Below are 16865 nucleotides of genomic sequence, written 5' to 3'. Positions count from 1 at the left end.
TATCCCCTTAACTGAGATGACTATGCAGTACCCGATTAACGAGATGTTCCAGACCCTGCAAGGCGAGGGTTACTTTACCGGCGTTCCCGCTATTTTCATTCGCCTGCAGGGATGCCCGGTTGGCTGTGCCTGGTGTGACACCAAACATACGTGGGATAAACTCGCCGATCGGGAAGTGTCGCTGTTTAGTATCCTGGCGAAAACCAAAGAGAGCGATAAGTGGGGCGCGGGCAGTGCAGAAGATCTGCTTGCCATTATTGGTCGCCAGGGCTGGACGGCGCGTCACGTGGTGATCACCGGTGGTGAACCGTGCATTCACGATCTGATGCCGCTTACCGACCTGCTCGAAAAAAACGGCTATAGCTGCCAGATCGAAACCAGCGGCACCCATGAAGTGCGCTGCTCCCACTCAACCTGGGTAACGGTGTCGCCAAAGGTTAACATGCGCGGCGGCTATGACGTGCTGTCTCAGGCGCTGGAGCGTGCTGATGAGATTAAGCATCCCGTGGGGCGCGTGCGCGATATCGAAGCGCTGGATGAACTGCTGGCGACGCTGAAGGACGAAAAGCAGCGGGTTATCGCTTTACAGCCGATCAGCCAGAAGGACGATGCAACCCGCCTGTGCATTGAAACCTGCATCGCCCGCAACTGGCGGCTGTCGATGCAGACGCACAAATATCTGAACATTGCCTGATACTGCCTGGCCCCGCCTATCGCGGGGCTTTTGATGGTGGCAGTAAGGCCCAGGTCACTACGGCCGACCCAAGGCAAATCGCACTGTTGAACAGTAAGGCATACTGCGCGGCGCTGGCCGTTCCCACCGGCAGCCATAGCGCGTACAGCGATGCGGTGACCGCGATCCCCATCGCTCCGCCCAGGGAACTGCCCATCTTATAGATCCCGGAAGCCACACCTACCTTGTTTTCAGGGGCATTCATCACCGCCGTGTCCGTTGAGGGCGTGGCGTAACACCCGAGCCCCAGCCCGAATAAAATATTGCTCAGAAAAACGGTGACAATGTAGACCTCTTTGCTTAAGAAGGTACATGAAATCAGCGTAATGCCCGTTGCGGTCAGCAGCGGTCCGGTCATCATCGGCAGCCTGGCGCCATACCGCTGAAGCAGTTTTTCACCCACCCGGATCATCGCCAGCACGGTTACCAGATACCCCAGCGTCATCATGCCGGTCTGTAGCGGTGAAAGATGATGGCCGTGCTGCAGCCAGATGCTGGCGATCATCATGGTGCCAATGCAGCCGTTGAGCAGGAAATTAGAGAATACCGAGGCGCTGTAGGCCCGGTTTTTAAACAGGGCAAAGTCGATCAGCGCCGCATCGCCTTTGCGGCGTCCGGTAATGACAAAGCATATCAACGCAGTCACGGCTCCACACAGCACGAGAAGCGATAAGCTACTGCTCCAGCCCCAGGCGTGTCCTTTGCTTATAAACAGATTGAAGAGCACCAGCATAAGGACAAAGCTCGCCAGGCCGCTGATATCCAGCTTGTGTTGACCTGCATCGGGACTGCGGCTTTCCGGGGTGGCGCGGATAAGCAATAGCGCGGCCAGGGCTACCGCCATCGATAAAATAAAAATCCAGCGCCAGCCCAGCGTGGTGGCGATGGCGCCTCCGACAAACGCGCTCAGGCCGCTCCCGCCCCATGAACCGATAACCCAGAAGCTGATGGCGCGCTGGCGTGCTTTACCTTCATACCAGGTCTTAATTAGCGCCAGCGTGGCGGGCATGATGCAGGCCGCTGACAGGCCCTGAATTGCCCTACCCAGCAGAAACAGGACGGGCTCCCAGGAAATGAACAGCAGGCCGCTCCCAATAATGCTCAGGATCAGGCCAATCACGGTCAGGCGCATGCGGCCAAACTTATCGGCAAACCCACCGCAGGCCACGACAAAACAGCCGCTGAACAGCGCGCTCAGGCTGACGGCCAGCGTAAGGGTTTCGAGGGCAATATCGAGGCTATTCTGCATGGCCGGAACAACGTTGATAACCGACTGGGCAAACAGCCAGAATGTCAGAACGCTCATGACGATACCCGCCAGCAGCCGATCGTTACCGGCGTAGGCGGATGTGCCTGTCAGGGAAACGGTACTCATAATGCAGCCCTCCCGGGAAGGTGCGAATCAGCGCAGATAGCGTTCGGTCAGTGCGGCCCAAAGCGCCGCGCCGGTAAGGAGAATCGTGTCGTTAAAGTCGTAGCCCGGGTTATGTACCATGCAGCGGTCAGGCTCATCCCCGGCGCCAAGGGTGAAATAGCATCCGTTTGGATTTTTCTCGAGCATGAAGGCAAAGTCCTCGCTGCCCATAAACGCGTTAACCTCCGCGACCGCATCCTGACCGAACAGATCGGTGGCGACGCTGCGCACCATCTCATTGGCTTGGGGATTGTTTTTCAGCACCGGGCTGCCGTTAACGTGACGGATGGTGGCCGTCGCATTGAAGCTTTCCGCCTGTGCAACGGCAATATCATGGATGCGCTGTAGCACGGTCTGCCGCACGCTTTCGTCCAGCGTGCGCACGGTCAGCTTCATCAATACTTTGTCGTTGATAATGTTGGGCGCGTGCCCGGCCTGAATGCTGCCTACGGTAACGACGGCAGGCTGAAAAGGGGTGATATTGCGCGAGACAATTGACTGCAAAGCGATGGTGATATGACAGGCAACCAGGGTAGCGTCAACCGTATGTTCCGGCACCGCACCGTGACCACCCACGCCGTTAACCTCAATATGAAGGGTGTCGGAAGAGGCCATCATGGCGCCATCGCGCAGACCAATTTTTCCGACGGGCTGTGACGGCATATTGTGCAGGCCAAAAATATGGTCGCAGGGGAACAGGTCAAACAGACCGTCCTCTACCATAACGCGTCCACCATACAGAAGCTCCTCCGCGGGCTGAAAAATAAGGTGTAGCGTGCCGTTAAAATTGCGGGTGCGTGCCAGGTACTCCGCTGCATACAGCAGCGTAGTGGTGTGGCCGTCATGGCCGCAGCCGTGGAATTTACCCTCAACGGTACTGCTCCACGCCTTGCCGCTGTTTTCCTGCATTGGCAGTGCATCCATATCGGCGCGCAGGCCCAGGCGCCTGTGTCCGTTCCCCACCTTCAGCGTGCCGACCACGCCGGTTTTCGCCAGGCCGCGATGGACCTCATACCCCCATTCCTGGAGCAGCGCCGCAACGCGATCGCTGGTGTTATGCTCCTCAAAACCCGTTTCAGGATGCTGATGAAAATAGCGGCGTAATTCCGTGAACCTGGCTTCGTTGCCACGCAGGGCTTCAATAACTGGATGTGTCATTTTTGTTATCCTTTTTCTGCCAAACGGTGATAATTTCGAGTCTATGACGATCGTACCGCCTGAAAATGCACTTTTTTGTTGTAAAGCGACGGTTTTGTTTTGATTGTTTTTCATACAATTCAGTTATGACAAAAAAGAGCATGTCATTATTTGTCTTTGATGAGGGATAAGATGGAGCAGCGGGGAGATGAATTTTGGGTAGAGATTCAGGACATTCGCCACTGCGTGGTGGATGAAGGCGATACGCTAACGCTGCTCTGGGTGCTGGAAGGACGGGCAGAGCTGAGCACCGATGCGGGACGTGAAGTGCTGGAGGCCAATTCCCTTGCCATCATAAACCGTCACCGGCGCTGGCAGTTTACGAGCGAAACGGCAAACGTCACCCTGCGCGTAACCCTTTCCGGGCGCTGGGTCGTCCAGCTCTGCAAAGATTTTTTTGCCCATGATTATGCGGTACCGGTTGAAGCCGGAGGCGTCTGGCCCCAGTGCGATGCGCTTCGCGATCTGTTGCGCCAGCTTCTTGTGGTCACGCTCATCAACGATCCGCGCCGCTACCGGCTGGAGGCGTACCGCTGGCTGAGCGAGATTTTGCTGCTGCTGACCAGCCGCTTTCAGCAGCCCGCCCGTTTGGCGCCCCGTGAACGTTCCACCGCGCACAGCAGGCGCATCGCCCGGGTAATAGAGCGGATCGATGCCAGCTATTCCCGCCGTATTACGCTTGCGGAAATCGCCGCGAGTGAATACGTCTCTGAAGCCTGGCTCTCTCGTCTCTTTCGAAAGGAGGTGGGGATCGGCTTCATGCAGTACATCACCACCCTGCGGCTGGAAAAGGCGGCTGACGCCCTCCGTCTGACGAATCGGCCGCTGCACCAGATTGCGCTTGAGCAGGGGTTCGCCAGCACGCGTATGATGAGCGATCGGTTTCGGCGCGTTCACAATATGTCCCCGGGCGAGTTTCGTAAGACCCGACGCCAGCACCCGGAGGCCGCGCGCGCACGTGCGGACGGGCGTGAGCAGCGCTATCCGGTGGCGGTGGATAAGCTGTTTAGCCTGCTCAATGACCCGGTGACGCGCGGCTGGGGAGCCTCGCCGCTCGTCGTTCATCCGCAGCAGGAGCAGAGGCTGGATCTTGAGCAGCTTAAACCTCTCTCCGCCTCGCTGCGCCGTATGCGGGTGGTCATTACCCTGCGTGAGCTCGACGATTTGCTGCGTGAGGACGTTCGTCATAGTCTTGAGGAGATAAACAAGGCCATTCCCATTGAGGGAATTGATATCGCCGAGCCTTTTCTAAGCAGCCGTCTGTTTGCCACCGGGTGGGATGATCCGCAGATGGCGGGCTACGCCTGCTGGTACAATCTGCATCAGCTCTTCACCTGGCTGGCAAAAAAGCGGTGGACGGTGCTGCTGCACACCGGCGTAACGACCCGTCGCGATCTTCTTACCCGCTTTTTACAGCAGTCAGTCAATCATTTTTCGCCAGAGATCGCCGCGGGCTGGCACTTCGTCATGCACTGGTCTTCACTGGCGAGTGAGGAGACCCGGGAGCAGGTCTGGCTGGCGCAGCGTAAGGTAATACAAACCTTTCTTCCGCAGGCAAAGTTTGGCTTATGGCACCGGTTTCCCCCCGTCAGCGCGGGCGTGGGCGACGACCCCCTGTTCCGTTCAGCCATCCTGATGCAGGCCGATTTTCTTGCCTGTTCCGCCGATGCCAACGAGCTTCTCGATCCCGCGCAGCCGGAGCCTGCCGATCTCTCCTCGACGGAAAATTACCCGATACTGAAGATCCGCCAGATCCTCGCCGCCCTTCGCCTGCACAAACGTTCGCTTCCAGTCTGGCTTCTCTCCTGGAATACCCTCACCGGAAGCACGCGGGCGACAAACGGCTGGTTCTTTCGGGGGGCGCTGCTGATGCAGAACCTGCTCGGGCTTTCGGAGCTGGTCTGGCTGGCGGGATTCTGGCTAAATTCGGGTCTTCAGGGGGAAGCCCGTGCGAACAACACCATCGATACATCAAGCCTGGCGCTACAGTATAACCACGGCCTGCCGCGTCCGGTTTACTGGGTGCTCTGGCTCTGGCAGCGCCTGCGGGGCGAGGTGCTGGTCAATGACGGGCGAGTTCTGCTTACGCGACATCTGAATGGCTACCAGCTGTTGCTGCGTAACGTGGTGGTTTTTAATCCGCTGCTTTCCAGTGAAGAAGCCTTCATCCAGCGTTTTCGCCAGCAGTATCATTTACACCTGAAGGGAATGCGCGGGAAATGGCGCATTAAATGCCATCTTTTCGATCGGTATAACGGGGCGCTCTATCCTTTGCTTGAAGGCGTCGGCAGCGAAAGCGGCCCTGACGAAGAGGTGTGGTGCTGGATAGGACATAAAGCGCGTCCAACGCTTTCCGTACGCGATGAACGCCTTTATGACGGCTGGCAGCTGACTGAATTACTGGAGAGTAATGCGCTGGTGCTCTACGAGTTTACGCCGATCGTGTCTCGTGAAGACGACGCGGAGGAGATTCACTCCCCGCGGTAGATGCAGCCTGCCGTGCAGGTCTCTTTGATCATCACCGCGCTCAGCAGCGGCACCAGCGGCTTCATCTGATCCCAAATCCATTTCGCCAGCACTTCGCTGGTCGGATTTTCAAGGCCCGGGATCTCATTCAGATAGAAGTGGTCAAGACGATCGTAGGTTGGCTTAAACGCGGCTTTCAGTTCGGCGAAGTCCATGATCCAACCGGTATGGGGATCGACTTCACCCGTGATCTCAAGACGCACCATGAACGAGTGCCCATGCAGGCGGCCACATTTATGCCCGGCAGGAACGTGCGGAAGGTGGTGTGCGGCTTCGAAGGTGAAATCTTTAAACAGTGTGGTGGACATCATAGCTCTCAGGAATGCGGAAAAAACCGCCGCATAGTACCGGAAAGCACAATTTTTATCATTAACTAAAACGGCTCTGAACGCCGCCCGCACCGTATTCAGAACGTTTATGAATGTTTTTCGTTGTATTTCATGCAGTTATTTAATCACTTTTATCGTTAAGAACGATAGCTAAAACAGGTTAGTCCATTTGGTTATTTATTATTTCCAACCCTTCTTTAATTGTTATTATCCCCGCCGTTAACCTTATCTTCAGTTTGGATTTATTCGCTTAAAGTCCGCTTTGCTACTGGAACATAACGACGCATGACAACACAGGCCCCACCTTCAAATTTGCTTCCCCTGAACCCGGAGCAGCTGGCGCGCCTACAGGCCGCGACATCCGATTTTTCACCTACCCAGCTCGCCTGGGTCTCCGGCTATTTCTGGGGAATGCTGAACCAGCAGCCGGGCGCCGTGGCTGGCGTACCGCCAGCTGCCGTTGAAATTCCTGCCATCACGCTTATCTCCGCTTCGCAGACGGGTAATGCCCGCCGCGTGGCCGAAGCGCTGCGTGATGACCTGCTCGCCGCGAAGCTGAACGTAAACCTGGTGAACGCCGGGGATTATAAATTCAAACAAATCGCGTCAGAAAAGCTGCTGGTGGTGGTTGCCTCGACGCAGGGAGAAGGTGAGCCTGCGGAAGAGGCCGTCGCGCTGCATAAGTTCCTGTTCTCGAAAAAAGCGCCAAAGCTTGAAGGCACCGCGTTTGCCGTGTTTGGCCTCGGCGATACCTCCTATGAATTTTTCTGCCAGTCCGGTAAAGACTTCGACAGCAGGCTGGCGGAGCTGGGCGCTGAACGCCTGCTGGACCGCGTGGACGCTGATGTGGAATACCAGGCTGCCGCCGCTGAATGGCGCGCGCGCATTGTTGAGGTGCTGAAAGCCCGCGTGCCGAAAGAGACCCCGGCGCAGGCCGCCGTTACCGCAGCCGGCACCGTCAACGCGATCCACTCCAGCCCATACACCAAAGAGGCACCGCTGGCGGCGAGCCTGTCGGTGAACCAGAAAATCACGGGCCGCGATTCGGAAAAAGACGTGCGCCATATCGAAATCGACCTCGGCGATTCCGGCCTGCGTTACCAGCCCGGCGATGCGCTGGGCGTCTGGTATCAGAACGATCCGGCGCTGGTGCAAGAGCTGGTCGAGCTGCTGTGGCTGAAAGGCACAGAGCCCGTTCAGGTGGAAGGCAAAACGCTGCCGCTCTCCGAGGCGCTCCAGTGGCATTTTGAACTGACGGTGAACACCGCCAACATCGTTGAAAACTACGCCACCTTAACCCGCAGCGAGTCCCTCCTTCCGCTGGTTGGGGATAAGGCGAAGCTGCAGCATTACGCGGCGACAACGCCGATTGTCGACATGGTGCGTTTCTCTCCGGCACAGCTGGACGCCGACGCGCTGATCGGCCTGCTGCGCCCGCTCACGCCGCGCCTTTATTCCATCGCCTCCTCGCAGGCTGAAGTGGAAAACGAAGTCCACGTCACCGTTGGGGTGGTGCGTTACGATATCGAAGGCCGCGCACGTGCGGGTGGGGCGTCGAGCTTCCTGGCCGACCGCGTGGAAGAAGAGGGTGACGTGCGCGTCTTTATCGAGCATAACGATAACTTCCGCCTGCCGGCGAACCCGGAAACGCCGGTCATCATGATTGGCCCCGGCACCGGCATCGCGCCGTTCCGCGCCTTCATGCAGCAGCGTGCGGCAGACGAGGCGCCGGGCAAGAACTGGCTGTTCTTCGGCAACCCGCACTTTACGGAAGATTTCCTCTACCAGGTTGAGTGGCAGCGCTATGTGAAAGAGGGCGTGCTGACCCGCATCGATCTGGCCTGGTCCCGCGATCAGAAAGAAAAAGTATACGTACAAGACAAACTGCGCGAACAGGGCGCAGAGCTGTGGCGCTGGATCAATGACGGTGCCCACATTTATGTCTGCGGCGACGCCAGTCGTATGGCGAAGGACGTCGAGCAGGCGTTGCTGGAAGTGATTGCCGAATTCGGCGGTATGGATGCCGAAGCGGCGGATGAATTTTTAAGTGAGCTGCGCGTAGAGCGCCGTTATCAGCGAGATGTCTACTAATGAGCGAAAAACACCCTGGCCCACTGGTGGTCGAAGGCAAACTGTCTGATGCCGAGCGCATGAAGGTAGAGAGCAACTACCTGCGCGGTACCATTGCCGAAGATTTAAACGACGGTCTGACCGGCGGCTTTAAAGGCGACAACTTCCTGCTGATCCGCTTCCACGGCATGTATCAGCAGGACGACCGCGATATCCGCGCCGAGCGTGCTGAACAGAAGCTGGAGCCGCGTCACGCGATGCTGCTGCGCTGCCGTCTGCCGGGCGGAGTGATCACCACGACACAGTGGCAGGCGATTGATAAATTCGCCGGTGAAAACACCATTTACGGCAGCATTCGTCTGACCAACCGTCAGACCTTCCAGTTCCACGGCATTCTGAAGAAGAACGTGAAGCCGGTTCACCAGATGCTGCACTCCGTTGGCCTGGACGCGCTGGCGACCGCCAACGACATGAACCGTAACGTGCTGTGCACCTCGAACCCGTACGAGTCCGAGCTTCACGCGCAAGCCTATGAGTGGGCGAAGAAGATCTCCGAGCACCTGCTGCCGCGCACCCGCGCCTATGCGGAGATCTGGCTCGATCAGGAAAAAGTCGCGACCACGGACGAAGAGCCGATCCTCGGCCAGACCTACCTGCCGCGTAAGTTTAAAACTACGGTGGTGATCCCGCCGCAGAACGATATCGATCTGCACGCCAACGACATGAACTTCGTGGCGATTGCCGAAAACGGCAAGCTCATCGGCTTTAACCTGCTGGTGGGCGGCGGCCTGTCCATCGAGCACGGTAACAAGAAAACCTACGCCCGCACCGCGAGCGAATTCGGCTTCCTGCCCCTGGAGCATACGCTGACCGTGGCGGAAGCGGTGGTTACTACCCAGCGCGACTGGGGTAACCGTACCGACCGTAAAAACGCGAAAACCAAGTACACGCTTGAGCGCGTGGGCGTAGAGACCTTCAAGGAAGAAGTGGAGCGTCGCGCGGGGATCAAGTTTGAGCCGATCCGCCCTTATGAATTCACCGGTCGCGGCGATCGCATCGGCTGGGTGAAAGGCATCGATAATAACTGGCACCTGACGCTGTTTATCGAAAACGGACGTATTCTGGATTACCCGGGCCGTCCGCTGAAAACCGGCCTGCTGGAAATCGCGAAGATCCACAAAGGCGAATTCCGCATTACCGCTAACCAGAACCTGATCGTGGCCAGCGTGCCGGAAAGCGAAAAGGCGAAAATTGAGGCGCTGGCGCACGAGCACGGGCTGATGAATGCGGTGAAGCCGCAGCGTGAAAATTCGATGGCCTGCGTGTCGTTCCCGACCTGCCCGCTGGCGATGGCCGAAGCAGAGCGTTTCCTGCCGTCGTTCACCGATAAGGTGGAGGCGATTCTGGAAAAACACGGCATTCCGGACGAGCATATTGTTATGCGCGTTACCGGCTGTCCAAACGGCTGCGGACGCGCGATGCTCGCCGAGCTGGGGCTGGTGGGGAAAGCGCCGGGTCGCTACAACCTGCATCTGGGCGGCAACCGCATCGGCACGCGTATTCCGCGTATGTTCCGCGAGAACATCACCGAGCCGGAAATTCTCGATTCCATCGACGTGCTTGTCGGGCGCTGGGCAAAAGAGCGCGAAGCGGGTGAAGGCTTCGGCGACTTTACGGTGCGTGCGGGCATTATTCGCCCGGTGCTCGATCCTGCAAGGGATTTCTGGGAGTAACCACGAGAGGTAATTATGTCCGTACTCGATCTAAACGCCCTTAATGAACTGCCAAAAGTCGAACGTATTCTGGCACTGGCAGAAACCAACGCCCGGCTGGAAAAGCTCGACGCCGAAGGGCGCGTGGCCTGGGCGCTGGAAAACCTGCCGGGTGACTATGTGCTCTCCTCGAGCTTTGGCATTCAGGCGGCGGTAAGCCTGCATCTGGTGAATCAGATCCGTCCGGACATACCGGTGATCCTCACCGATACCGGCTACCTGTTCCCGGAAACCTACCAGTTTATCGACGAGCTGACGGACAGGCTCGGGCTGAACCTGAAGGTCTACCGCGCGACGGAAAGCGCGGCCTGGCAGGAGGCGCGTTACGGCAAGCTGTGGGAGCAGGGCGTTGAGGGCATTGAGAAATACAATGAGATCAACAAAGTCGAGCCGATGAACCGCGCGCTGAAAGAGCTGAACGCCCAGACCTGGTTTGCCGGCCTTCGCCGCGAGCAGTCCGGAAGCCGCGCGACGCTACCGGTGCTGGCGGTGCAGCGCGGCGTGTTTAAAGTGTTGCCGATTATCGACTGGGACAACCGGACGGTGTATCAGTACCTGCAAAAACACGGTCTGAAATACCATCCGCTGTGGGATCAGGGCTATTTGTCGGTCGGTGATACCCACACCACGCGTAAATGGGAACCGGGGATGGCGGAAGAAGAGACGCGATTCTTTGGGCTCAAGCGCGAGTGCGGGCTGCACGAAGGGTAATTCCTTATCCACCCCCTCACCCTAACCCTCTCCCCAAAGGGGAGAGGGGATCGCCCGGAGCCGTCTTTTCTCCCTCGCCCCTTTGGGGAGAGGGCAGGGGTGAGGGGAAAATACCGCTCTACGCTTTCCCCGCTTTCGCCAGCTCCTTCACCAGCGGCAGCATCACTTTCACCACGTCGCGGCTGCGGTGTTCAATCCGCTGCGGCAGCGCGCTGTCTATATGCTGCTGGTTATCCAGCCTCACATCATGCCAGCTGGTTCCGTCCGGGAACGCTTTTGATTTGCTGCGCTGCTGATAGCCATCCTTTTTGCCCAGCGCCCAGTTGGTCGCCTCGACGTAAAGCACCGGAATACCTGCTTTATCAAACACTTCCCCGTCATTACAGCAGCCAGTGCCTTTTGGATAATCCGGATTACCGCCCGGGTTTGTCGCGGCATAAACGCCGTGCGCACGGGCGAGCGCCAGCGCGCGGTCGCGGGTGAGTTTACGCACGCTGCTCGGCGTGCTCTGTCCGCTGTTAAAATAGAGCTTATCGCCGACGATCAGATTATCGAGGTTAATCACCAGCAGCGTATTTTTCTTCTCCTCAGCGCTCATGCGTTTAAGGAGATTCTCAGCACCGAGTTTGCCCTCTTCTTCGCCGCTGGTTGCCACAAAGCGGATACCGTATTTCGTCGGGATATTCTTCAGACGTTCGGCCAGCTCAAGCATCACCCCCAGCCCCGCCGCATTGTCGTCCAGCCCCTGTAGCGTCAGCCCGCCGAGGTTATTATCGCTGTCGGCATCGCTCAGCGGGGCGTAGGTATCAAGGTGCGCCATAATAATAATCTGCTCAGCCGCTTTCCCTTCGTGCGCCGCAATCACCGTGCTGCCGGTCACGTTGTGCCAGTTCTGCGTATTATTGCGTGAGGTATAGATATAGCGGCTATGGAAAGCGCGAATGTCGCTCTGATAGCCCATCTGAGCAAACTGCTGACGAATATAGTCTGCGGAGAGCATTTCGGCAGGCGTGCCGGTCATGCGGCCCGGAAAGACCGTCGCAATATGCCGCGCCTGCATACTGGCTATTTCACCGTAAGACTGATTTTTTGCCTGAGCCGGAAGAATAAAGCAAACGCCGAGCGCCAGGGCTGCACATCGGTGGCGCATTGCGGAAAACATAGTGAGTCCTTAAAAAAACAGAGCAAAATTTTAACCCGCTTAGTATGAAACTGTGACCGGGCAGACACAATTTGAATTGCTCTTAAATGCCCGAAATTTCGCGTGTTAAGCACTTTTTGATATTTGCATTTTCACGGCGTTATTCCATTGAGTAACTACTCATTCCAATTCGTAATTTCATTCGATCTAAGCCGCCCCCTATAGTCCCCTTATTCCTGATTGTTAGTGAGTTGTTGCCTGTGGACTATCTCCCCCTTTTTGCCGCCCTGAAAGACCGACCGGTACTGGTTGTCGGTACGGGCGAAATTGCCGATCGCAAAATCGCGTTTCTGCAACGCGCCGGGGCGCAGGTGCTGAATGTTGAAGAGGCGGACTTTGACGAGTCTCAAATCGACGGCGTGGTGCTGGTCATTGCGGCAACCGAAAATCGTCAGCTTAACCAGCGCATCTCCGGTGCCGCGCAGGCCCGTCACCGTCTGGTGAACGTAGTGGACGACCAGCCGCTGTGCTCGTTTATCTTCCCGTCGATTGTTGACCGCTCGCCGCTGCTGGTGGCGATCTCCTCCGGCGGCACCGCGCCGGTGCTGGCGCGGGTGCTGCGGGAAAAAATTGAAGCGCTGCTGCCGACCAGCCTCGGACGCATGGCGGAGAAGGCCAGCTACTGGCGCACGCATCTGAAAACGCGTCTGACCAGCGTGACGGAGCGCCGTCGCTTCTGGGAGCGTATGTTCCGCGGCCGATTTGCCAGCCTGATGCATGCCGGTAACGAGACGGCGGCGCAGCAAATTCTCGAGGATGAACTGGATAACCCCGGCAGCGGCGGCGGGGAGATCGTTCTGGTAGGTGCCGGGCCGGGCGATGCCGGGCTGCTGACCCTGCGCGGGTTGCAGGTATTGCAGGATGCGGACGTGGTGTTTTACGACCACCTGGTTACCGACGGCGTGCGCGAGCTGATCCGCCGGGATGCGGAGCAAATTTGCGTCGGCAAACGCGCCGGGGAGCACTCCGTGGCGCAGCACGATACCAACCAGATGCTGATTGCCGCTGCGAAAGCGGGCAAGACCGTGGTGCGCCTGAAAGGGGGCGACCCGTTTATTTTCGGTCGCGGAGGCGAAGAACTCCAGGCGGCCGCCGAGGCGGGCGTGCCGTTCCAGGTGGTGCCCGGCATCACGGCGGCGTCAGCCGTGACGGCCTACGCGGGTATTCCGCTGACCCACCGCGATTACGCCCAGAGCGTCACCTTTGTGACCGGGCACTACAAAGCCGACAGCACGCCGTTTGACTGGTCGCATCTTGCCCAGAGCCGACAAACCCTGGCGATTTATATGGGCACGATGAAAGCGGCGGATATCAGCGAACAGCTTATTCAGCACGGTCGCGAAGCGACGACGCCGGTTGCCGTCATCTCTCGCGGCACGCGCGTCGATCAGCACGTCGCCATCGGCACGTTACAAAACCTTGCAATCCTGGCGAAAGATGCTCCGATGCCCGCCCTGATCGTGGTGGGAGAGGTGGTGCAGCTGCACGACACCCTCGCCTGGTTCCAACACACAACCGATACGGAAGGCTTTGGTTCTTCTGTTATAAATTTGGCTTAAGGAACGGTTATGGACCAAAAACGACTTACTCACCTGCGGCAGCTCGAAGCGGAAAGTATCCATATTATCCGCGAAGTGGCCGCCGAGTTCTCTAACCCGGTGATGATGTACTCCATCGGTAAAGATTCCAGCGTCATGCTGCACCTGGCGCGTAAAGCGTTTTACCCGGGTACGCTGCCGTTCCCGCTGCTGCACGTGGATACCGGCTGGAAATTCCGCGAGATGTATGAATTCCGTGACCGTACCGCCAAAGCCTACGGCTGCGAGCTGCTGGTGCATAAAAACCCGGAAGGGGTGGCGATGGGCATTAACCCGTTCGTGCACGGCAGCGCCAAGCATACCGACATCATGAAAACCGAAGGGCTGAAGCAGGCGCTGAATAAATACGGTTTTGATGCCGCCTTCGGCGGCGCGCGCCGCGACGAAGAGAAATCCCGTGCGAAAGAGCGTATCTACTCCTTCCGTGACCGCTTCCACCGCTGGGACCCAAAAAACCAGCGTCCGGAGCTGTGGCACAACTACAACGGCCAGATCAACAAGGGCGAAAGCATCCGCGTCTTCCCGCTCTCCAACTGGACCGAGCTGGATATCTGGCAGTACATCTATCTGGAAAATATTGAGATCGTTCCGCTGTATCTGGCCGCCGAGCGCCCGGTGCTGGAGCGCGACGGCATGCTGATGATGATCGACGACGATCGCATTGATTTACAGCCGGGCGAGGTAATCAAAAAACAGATGGTCCGTTTCCGTACCCTCGGCTGCTGGCCGCTGACCGGCGCGGTGGAGTCCAGCGCGCAGACGCTGCCGGAAATTATCGAAGAGATGCTGGTGTCGACCACCAGCGAGCGACAGGGCCGCGTGATTGACCGCGACCAGGCCGGCTCCATGGAGCTGAAGAAACGTCAGGGTTATTTCTAAGGAGCCGCCATGAACACGACTATTGCCCAACAAATTGCCGATGAAGGCGGCGTGGAAGCCTATCTGCACGCCCAACAGTACAAAAGCCTGCTGCGTTTTCTGACCTGCGGCAGCGTTGATGACGGCAAAAGCACCCTTATTGGCCGCCTGCTGCACGACACGCGTCAGATTTACGAAGATCAGCTCTCTTCCCTGCACAACGACAGCAAGCGTCACGGTACTCAGGGCGAAAAGCTGGACCTGGCGCTGCTGGTGGACGGCCTGCAGGCGGAGCGCGAGCAGGGCATCACCATCGATGTGGCCTATCGCTACTTCTCTACCGAGAAGCGCAAATTTATTATCGCCGACACGCCGGGGCACGAGCAGTACACCCGCAATATGGCGACCGGCGCGTCCACCTGCGACCTGGCGATCCTGCTGATCGACGCGCGCAAGGGCGTGCTGGATCAAACCCGTCGTCACAGCTTTATCTCCACGCTGCTGGGGATCAAACACCTGGTGGTGGCGGTGAACAAAATGGATCTGGTGGACTACAGCGAAGCGCGGTTCGACGAGATCCGCCAGAGCTACCTGACCTTTGCCGAACAGCTGCCGGGCAGCCTGGATATCCGCTTCGTGCCGCTGTCGGCGCTGGAAGGGGATAACGTAGCCTCCCAGAGCGCAAACATGCCCTGGTACAGCGGCCCTACGCTGCTGGAAGTGCTGGAAACCGTTGAGATCCAGCGCGTGGTGGATACTCAGCCGATGCGCTTCCCGGTGCAGTACGTGAACCGTCCTAACCTCGATTTCCGCGGCTTCTCGGGCACCCTTGCCTCCGGCTCGGTGAAGGTGAGGCAGCGCGTGAAGGTGCTGCCGTCCGGCGTGGAATCGGCCATTGCCCGTATCGTCACCTTTGACGGCGATCTGGAAGAGGCCGGGGCAGGCGAAGCGGTGACCCTGGTACTGAAGGACGAAATTGATATCAGCCGCGGCGATCTGCTGGTCGACGCGCGGGAGACGCTGGCGGCAGTGCAGGGCGCGGCCGTGGATGTGGTATGGATGGCAGAACAGCCGCTGACCGCAGGCCAGAGCTACGACATCAAGATCGCCGGAAAGAAAACCCGCGCCCGCGTGGACGGCATTCAGTTCCAGGTGGACATCAACAACCTGACCCAGCGCGAGGTGAGCGAACTGCCGCTGAACGGCATTGGGCTGGTGGATCTCACCTTCGACGAACCGCTGGTGCTGGATCGGTATCAGCAGAATCCGGTAACGGGCGGGATGATCTTTATCGACCGCCTGACGAACGTCACCGTCGGTGCCGGGATGGTTCGTGAGCCAAACGCGCAGGCTACCGTGGCCTCTGAGTTCAGCGCCTTTGAGCTTGAGCTGAACGCGCTGGTGCGTAAGCACTTCCCGCACTGGGGCGCACGCGATCTGCTGGGAGGCAAGTAATGGCCGCCCATGATGAGAACGTCGTCTGGCATCCTCATCCGGTCACCGTCACCCAGCGCGAACAGCTCCACGGCCACCGTGGGGTTGTGCTGTGGTTTACCGGGCTGTCCGGCTCCGGTAAATCGACGGTGGCGGGCGCGCTGGAAGAGGCGCTGCATCAGCAGGGCGTGAGCACCTACCTGCTGGATGGCGACAACGTGCGCCACGGCCTGTGCAGCGATTTGGGCTTCAGCGATCAAGACCGTAAAGAGAATATCCGTCGGGTAGGGGAGGTGGCCAGCCTGATGGCGGATGCCGGGCTGGTGGTGCTGACGGCGTTTATCTCGCCGCACCGCGCCGAGCGCCGGATGGTGCGCGAGCGCGTCGGCCAGGAGCGCTTTATAGAAGTGTTTGTCGATACGCCGCTGGAGATCTGCGAAGCGCGCGATCCGAAAGGGCTGTACAAAAAAGCCCGCGCGGGGGAACTGCGAAACTTCACCGGCATCGACTCGGTTTACGAAGCGCCTGAATCCCCTGAGATTCATCTGGAAGGTCAACAATTGGTAACAAATTTAGTAAGCCAATTATTAGACCTGCTCAGACGGGACGATATTATCAGATCCTGAGACGGTATCGTTCGGGAGCTGTCTTCCCGAACGATGAGTCACGGTCACAGGATTAGCTATGCGCAACAGTGAAAACTACATGATTACCACCGGGTCGGAGCCGTTATCCGCCGACGACGAGACGACCTGGTCCTTCCCCGGGGCGATTGTCGGCTTCGCGGCGTGGTTACTGGCGCTGGGCATCCCGTTTTTACTCTACGGTGGTAACACCCTCTTCTTCTTCCTCTATACCTGGCCCTTCTTCCTGGCGCTGATGCCCGTTGCGGTCGTGGTAGGCGTTGCGCTGCACTCCCTGTTTAACGGCAGGCTCCTGTATAGTACGGTTATCACTATCGCCACCGTTGTGGTCATCTTCGGCCTGCTGTTTTTATGGCTGATGGGCTAACTTACGACATA

At 58.2% G+C, this 16865-nt stretch carries 14 protein-coding genes; 10 read left to right on the top strand and 4 right to left on the bottom strand.

Features of this window, described 5'->3' with window-relative positions:
* The first annotated feature begins 22 nt into the window (after positions 1 to 22).
* On the top strand, positions 23 to 694 hold the full coding sequence (gene queE, locus OWK27_RS14235; RefSeq protein ID WP_148421203.1) for a 7-carboxy-7-deazaguanine synthase QueE: 672 nt from the start codon (positions 23 to 25) through the stop codon (positions 692 to 694).
* Positions 695 to 710: 16 nt separating this feature from the next.
* Here the strand turns inward: queE and OWK27_RS14230 are convergent, their stop codons facing one another.
* A complete protein-coding gene (locus tag OWK27_RS14230; protein ID WP_252004266.1) occupies positions 711 to 2108 on the bottom strand; it encodes an MFS transporter in 1398 nt (465 codons plus the stop codon).
* Between the two features lie 27 nt (positions 2109 to 2135).
* Positions 2136 to 3305, bottom strand: a complete 1170-nt coding sequence (locus OWK27_RS14225; RefSeq protein WP_267590628.1) for a M20 aminoacylase family protein — start codon at positions 3303 to 3305, stop codon at positions 2136 to 2138.
* A gap of 171 nt (positions 3306 to 3476) precedes the next feature.
* On the opposite strand from OWK27_RS14225, the gene OWK27_RS14220 reads away from it, so the two are divergent.
* Complete coding sequence (locus OWK27_RS14220; protein ID WP_267590627.1) at positions 3477 to 5831, top strand: helix-turn-helix domain-containing protein; 2355 nt, start codon at positions 3477 to 3479, stop codon at positions 5829 to 5831.
* Here the strand turns inward: OWK27_RS14220 and queD are convergent.
* A complete protein-coding gene (queD, locus tag OWK27_RS14215) occupies positions 5816 to 6181 on the bottom strand; it encodes a 6-carboxytetrahydropterin synthase QueD (protein WP_148421211.1) in 366 nt (121 codons plus the stop codon). The two genes, OWK27_RS14220 and queD, sit on opposite strands and share 16 nt — an antisense overlap.
* 303 nt (positions 6182 to 6484) lie before the next feature.
* Here queD and cysJ point away from each other — a divergent pair, with 303 nt between their 5' ends.
* Genes cysJ through cysH form a run of 3 tightly spaced genes read left to right on the top strand, consistent with a single transcriptional unit; the run spans position 6485 to position 10752 of the window.
* A complete protein-coding gene (cysJ, locus tag OWK27_RS14210; protein WP_267590626.1) occupies positions 6485 to 8290 on the top strand; it encodes an NADPH-dependent assimilatory sulfite reductase flavoprotein subunit in 1806 nt (601 codons plus the stop codon).
* Positions 8290 to 10002 carry an assimilatory sulfite reductase (NADPH) hemoprotein subunit gene (gene cysI, locus OWK27_RS14205; RefSeq protein ID WP_267590625.1) on the top strand — a complete coding sequence of 571 codons (1713 nt, stop codon included), beginning with the start codon at positions 8290 to 8292 and terminating at the stop codon, positions 10000 to 10002. Before cysJ ends, cysI begins: the two co-directional genes overlap by 1 nt.
* Before the next feature lie 15 nt (positions 10003 to 10017).
* Positions 10018 to 10752 (top strand): phosphoadenosine phosphosulfate reductase, encoded by a 735-nt coding sequence (gene cysH, locus OWK27_RS14200; protein ID WP_176609605.1) that lies wholly within the window; start codon positions 10018 to 10020, stop codon positions 10750 to 10752.
* 118 nt (positions 10753 to 10870) lie between these two features.
* Here cysH and OWK27_RS14195 read toward each other — a convergent pair whose 3' ends face one another.
* A complete protein-coding gene (locus OWK27_RS14195; protein ID WP_193356089.1) occupies positions 10871 to 11914 on the bottom strand; it encodes an aminopeptidase in 1044 nt (347 codons plus the stop codon).
* 239 nt (positions 11915 to 12153) lie between these two features.
* Between OWK27_RS14195 and cysG the strand changes: the two genes are divergently transcribed.
* The 5 genes from cysG to OWK27_RS14170 are packed head-to-tail and all read left to right on the top strand — an operon-like array spanning position 12154 to position 16854.
* Positions 12154 to 13512, top strand: a complete 1359-nt coding sequence (gene cysG, locus OWK27_RS14190) for a siroheme synthase CysG (protein WP_267590624.1) — start codon at positions 12154 to 12156, stop codon at positions 13510 to 13512.
* Between the two features lie 9 nt (positions 13513 to 13521).
* Positions 13522 to 14430, top strand: coding sequence for a sulfate adenylyltransferase subunit CysD (gene cysD / locus OWK27_RS14185; protein WP_006811770.1), 909 nt, complete (start codon positions 13522 to 13524; stop codon positions 14428 to 14430).
* 9 nt (positions 14431 to 14439) lie between these two features.
* Positions 14440 to 15864 carry a sulfate adenylyltransferase subunit CysN gene (gene cysN / locus OWK27_RS14180; RefSeq protein WP_267590623.1) on the top strand — a complete coding sequence of 475 codons (1425 nt, stop codon included), beginning with the start codon at positions 14440 to 14442 and terminating at the stop codon, positions 15862 to 15864.
* On the top strand, positions 15864 to 16469 hold the full coding sequence (gene cysC / locus OWK27_RS14175) for an adenylyl-sulfate kinase (RefSeq protein WP_148421221.1): 606 nt from the start codon (positions 15864 to 15866) through the stop codon (positions 16467 to 16469). The genes cysN and cysC overlap by 1 nt, the downstream gene beginning before the upstream one ends.
* 58 nt (positions 16470 to 16527) lie before the next feature.
* On the top strand, positions 16528 to 16854 hold the full coding sequence (locus OWK27_RS14170; protein WP_148421223.1) for a DUF3561 family protein: 327 nt from the start codon (positions 16528 to 16530) through the stop codon (positions 16852 to 16854).
* Positions 16855 to 16865 lie beyond the last annotated feature (11 nt).

The organism is Enterobacter cloacae complex sp. 2022EL-00788, from assembly GCF_026627565.1.
Classification (GTDB): domain Bacteria; phylum Pseudomonadota; class Gammaproteobacteria; order Enterobacterales; family Enterobacteriaceae; genus Enterobacter; species Enterobacter pasteurii.
Note: the sequence above shows the minus strand (reverse complement) of the source record. Positions and strands in the feature narration are given on the sequence as shown.

Excerpts from the sequence above, each read along its gene's own strand:
- OWK27_RS14225 (WP_267590628.1), bottom strand. The coding sequence starts at position 3,305 with ATGACACATCCAGTTATTGAAGCCCTGCGTGGCAACGAAGCCAGGTTC.
- queD (WP_148421211.1), bottom strand. The coding sequence starts at position 6,181 with ATGATGTCCACCACACTGTTTAAAGATTTCACCTTCGAAGCCGCACAC.
- OWK27_RS14230 (WP_252004266.1), bottom strand. The coding sequence starts at position 2,108 with ATGAGTACCGTTTCCCTGACAGGCACATCCGCCTACGCCGGTAACGAT.
- queE (WP_148421203.1), top strand. The coding sequence starts at position 23 with ATGCAGTACCCGATTAACGAGATGTTCCAGACCCTGCAAGGCGAGGGT.
- cysH (WP_176609605.1), top strand. The coding sequence starts at position 10,018 with ATGTCCGTACTCGATCTAAACGCCCTTAATGAACTGCCAAAAGTCGAA.
- cysC (WP_148421221.1), top strand. The coding sequence starts at position 15,864 with ATGGCCGCCCATGATGAGAACGTCGTCTGGCATCCTCATCCGGTCACC.
- OWK27_RS14220 (WP_267590627.1), top strand. The coding sequence starts at position 3,477 with ATGGAGCAGCGGGGAGATGAATTTTGGGTAGAGATTCAGGACATTCGC.
- OWK27_RS14195 (WP_193356089.1), bottom strand. The coding sequence starts at position 11,914 with ATGTTTTCCGCAATGCGCCACCGATGTGCAGCCCTGGCGCTCGGCGTT.
- cysJ (WP_267590626.1), top strand. The coding sequence starts at position 6,485 with ATGACAACACAGGCCCCACCTTCAAATTTGCTTCCCCTGAACCCGGAG.
- cysD (WP_006811770.1), top strand. The coding sequence starts at position 13,522 with ATGGACCAAAAACGACTTACTCACCTGCGGCAGCTCGAAGCGGAAAGT.
- cysI (WP_267590625.1), top strand. The coding sequence starts at position 8,290 with ATGAGCGAAAAACACCCTGGCCCACTGGTGGTCGAAGGCAAACTGTCT.
- cysN (WP_267590623.1), top strand. The coding sequence starts at position 14,440 with ATGAACACGACTATTGCCCAACAAATTGCCGATGAAGGCGGCGTGGAA.
- OWK27_RS14170 (WP_148421223.1), top strand. The coding sequence starts at position 16,528 with ATGCGCAACAGTGAAAACTACATGATTACCACCGGGTCGGAGCCGTTA.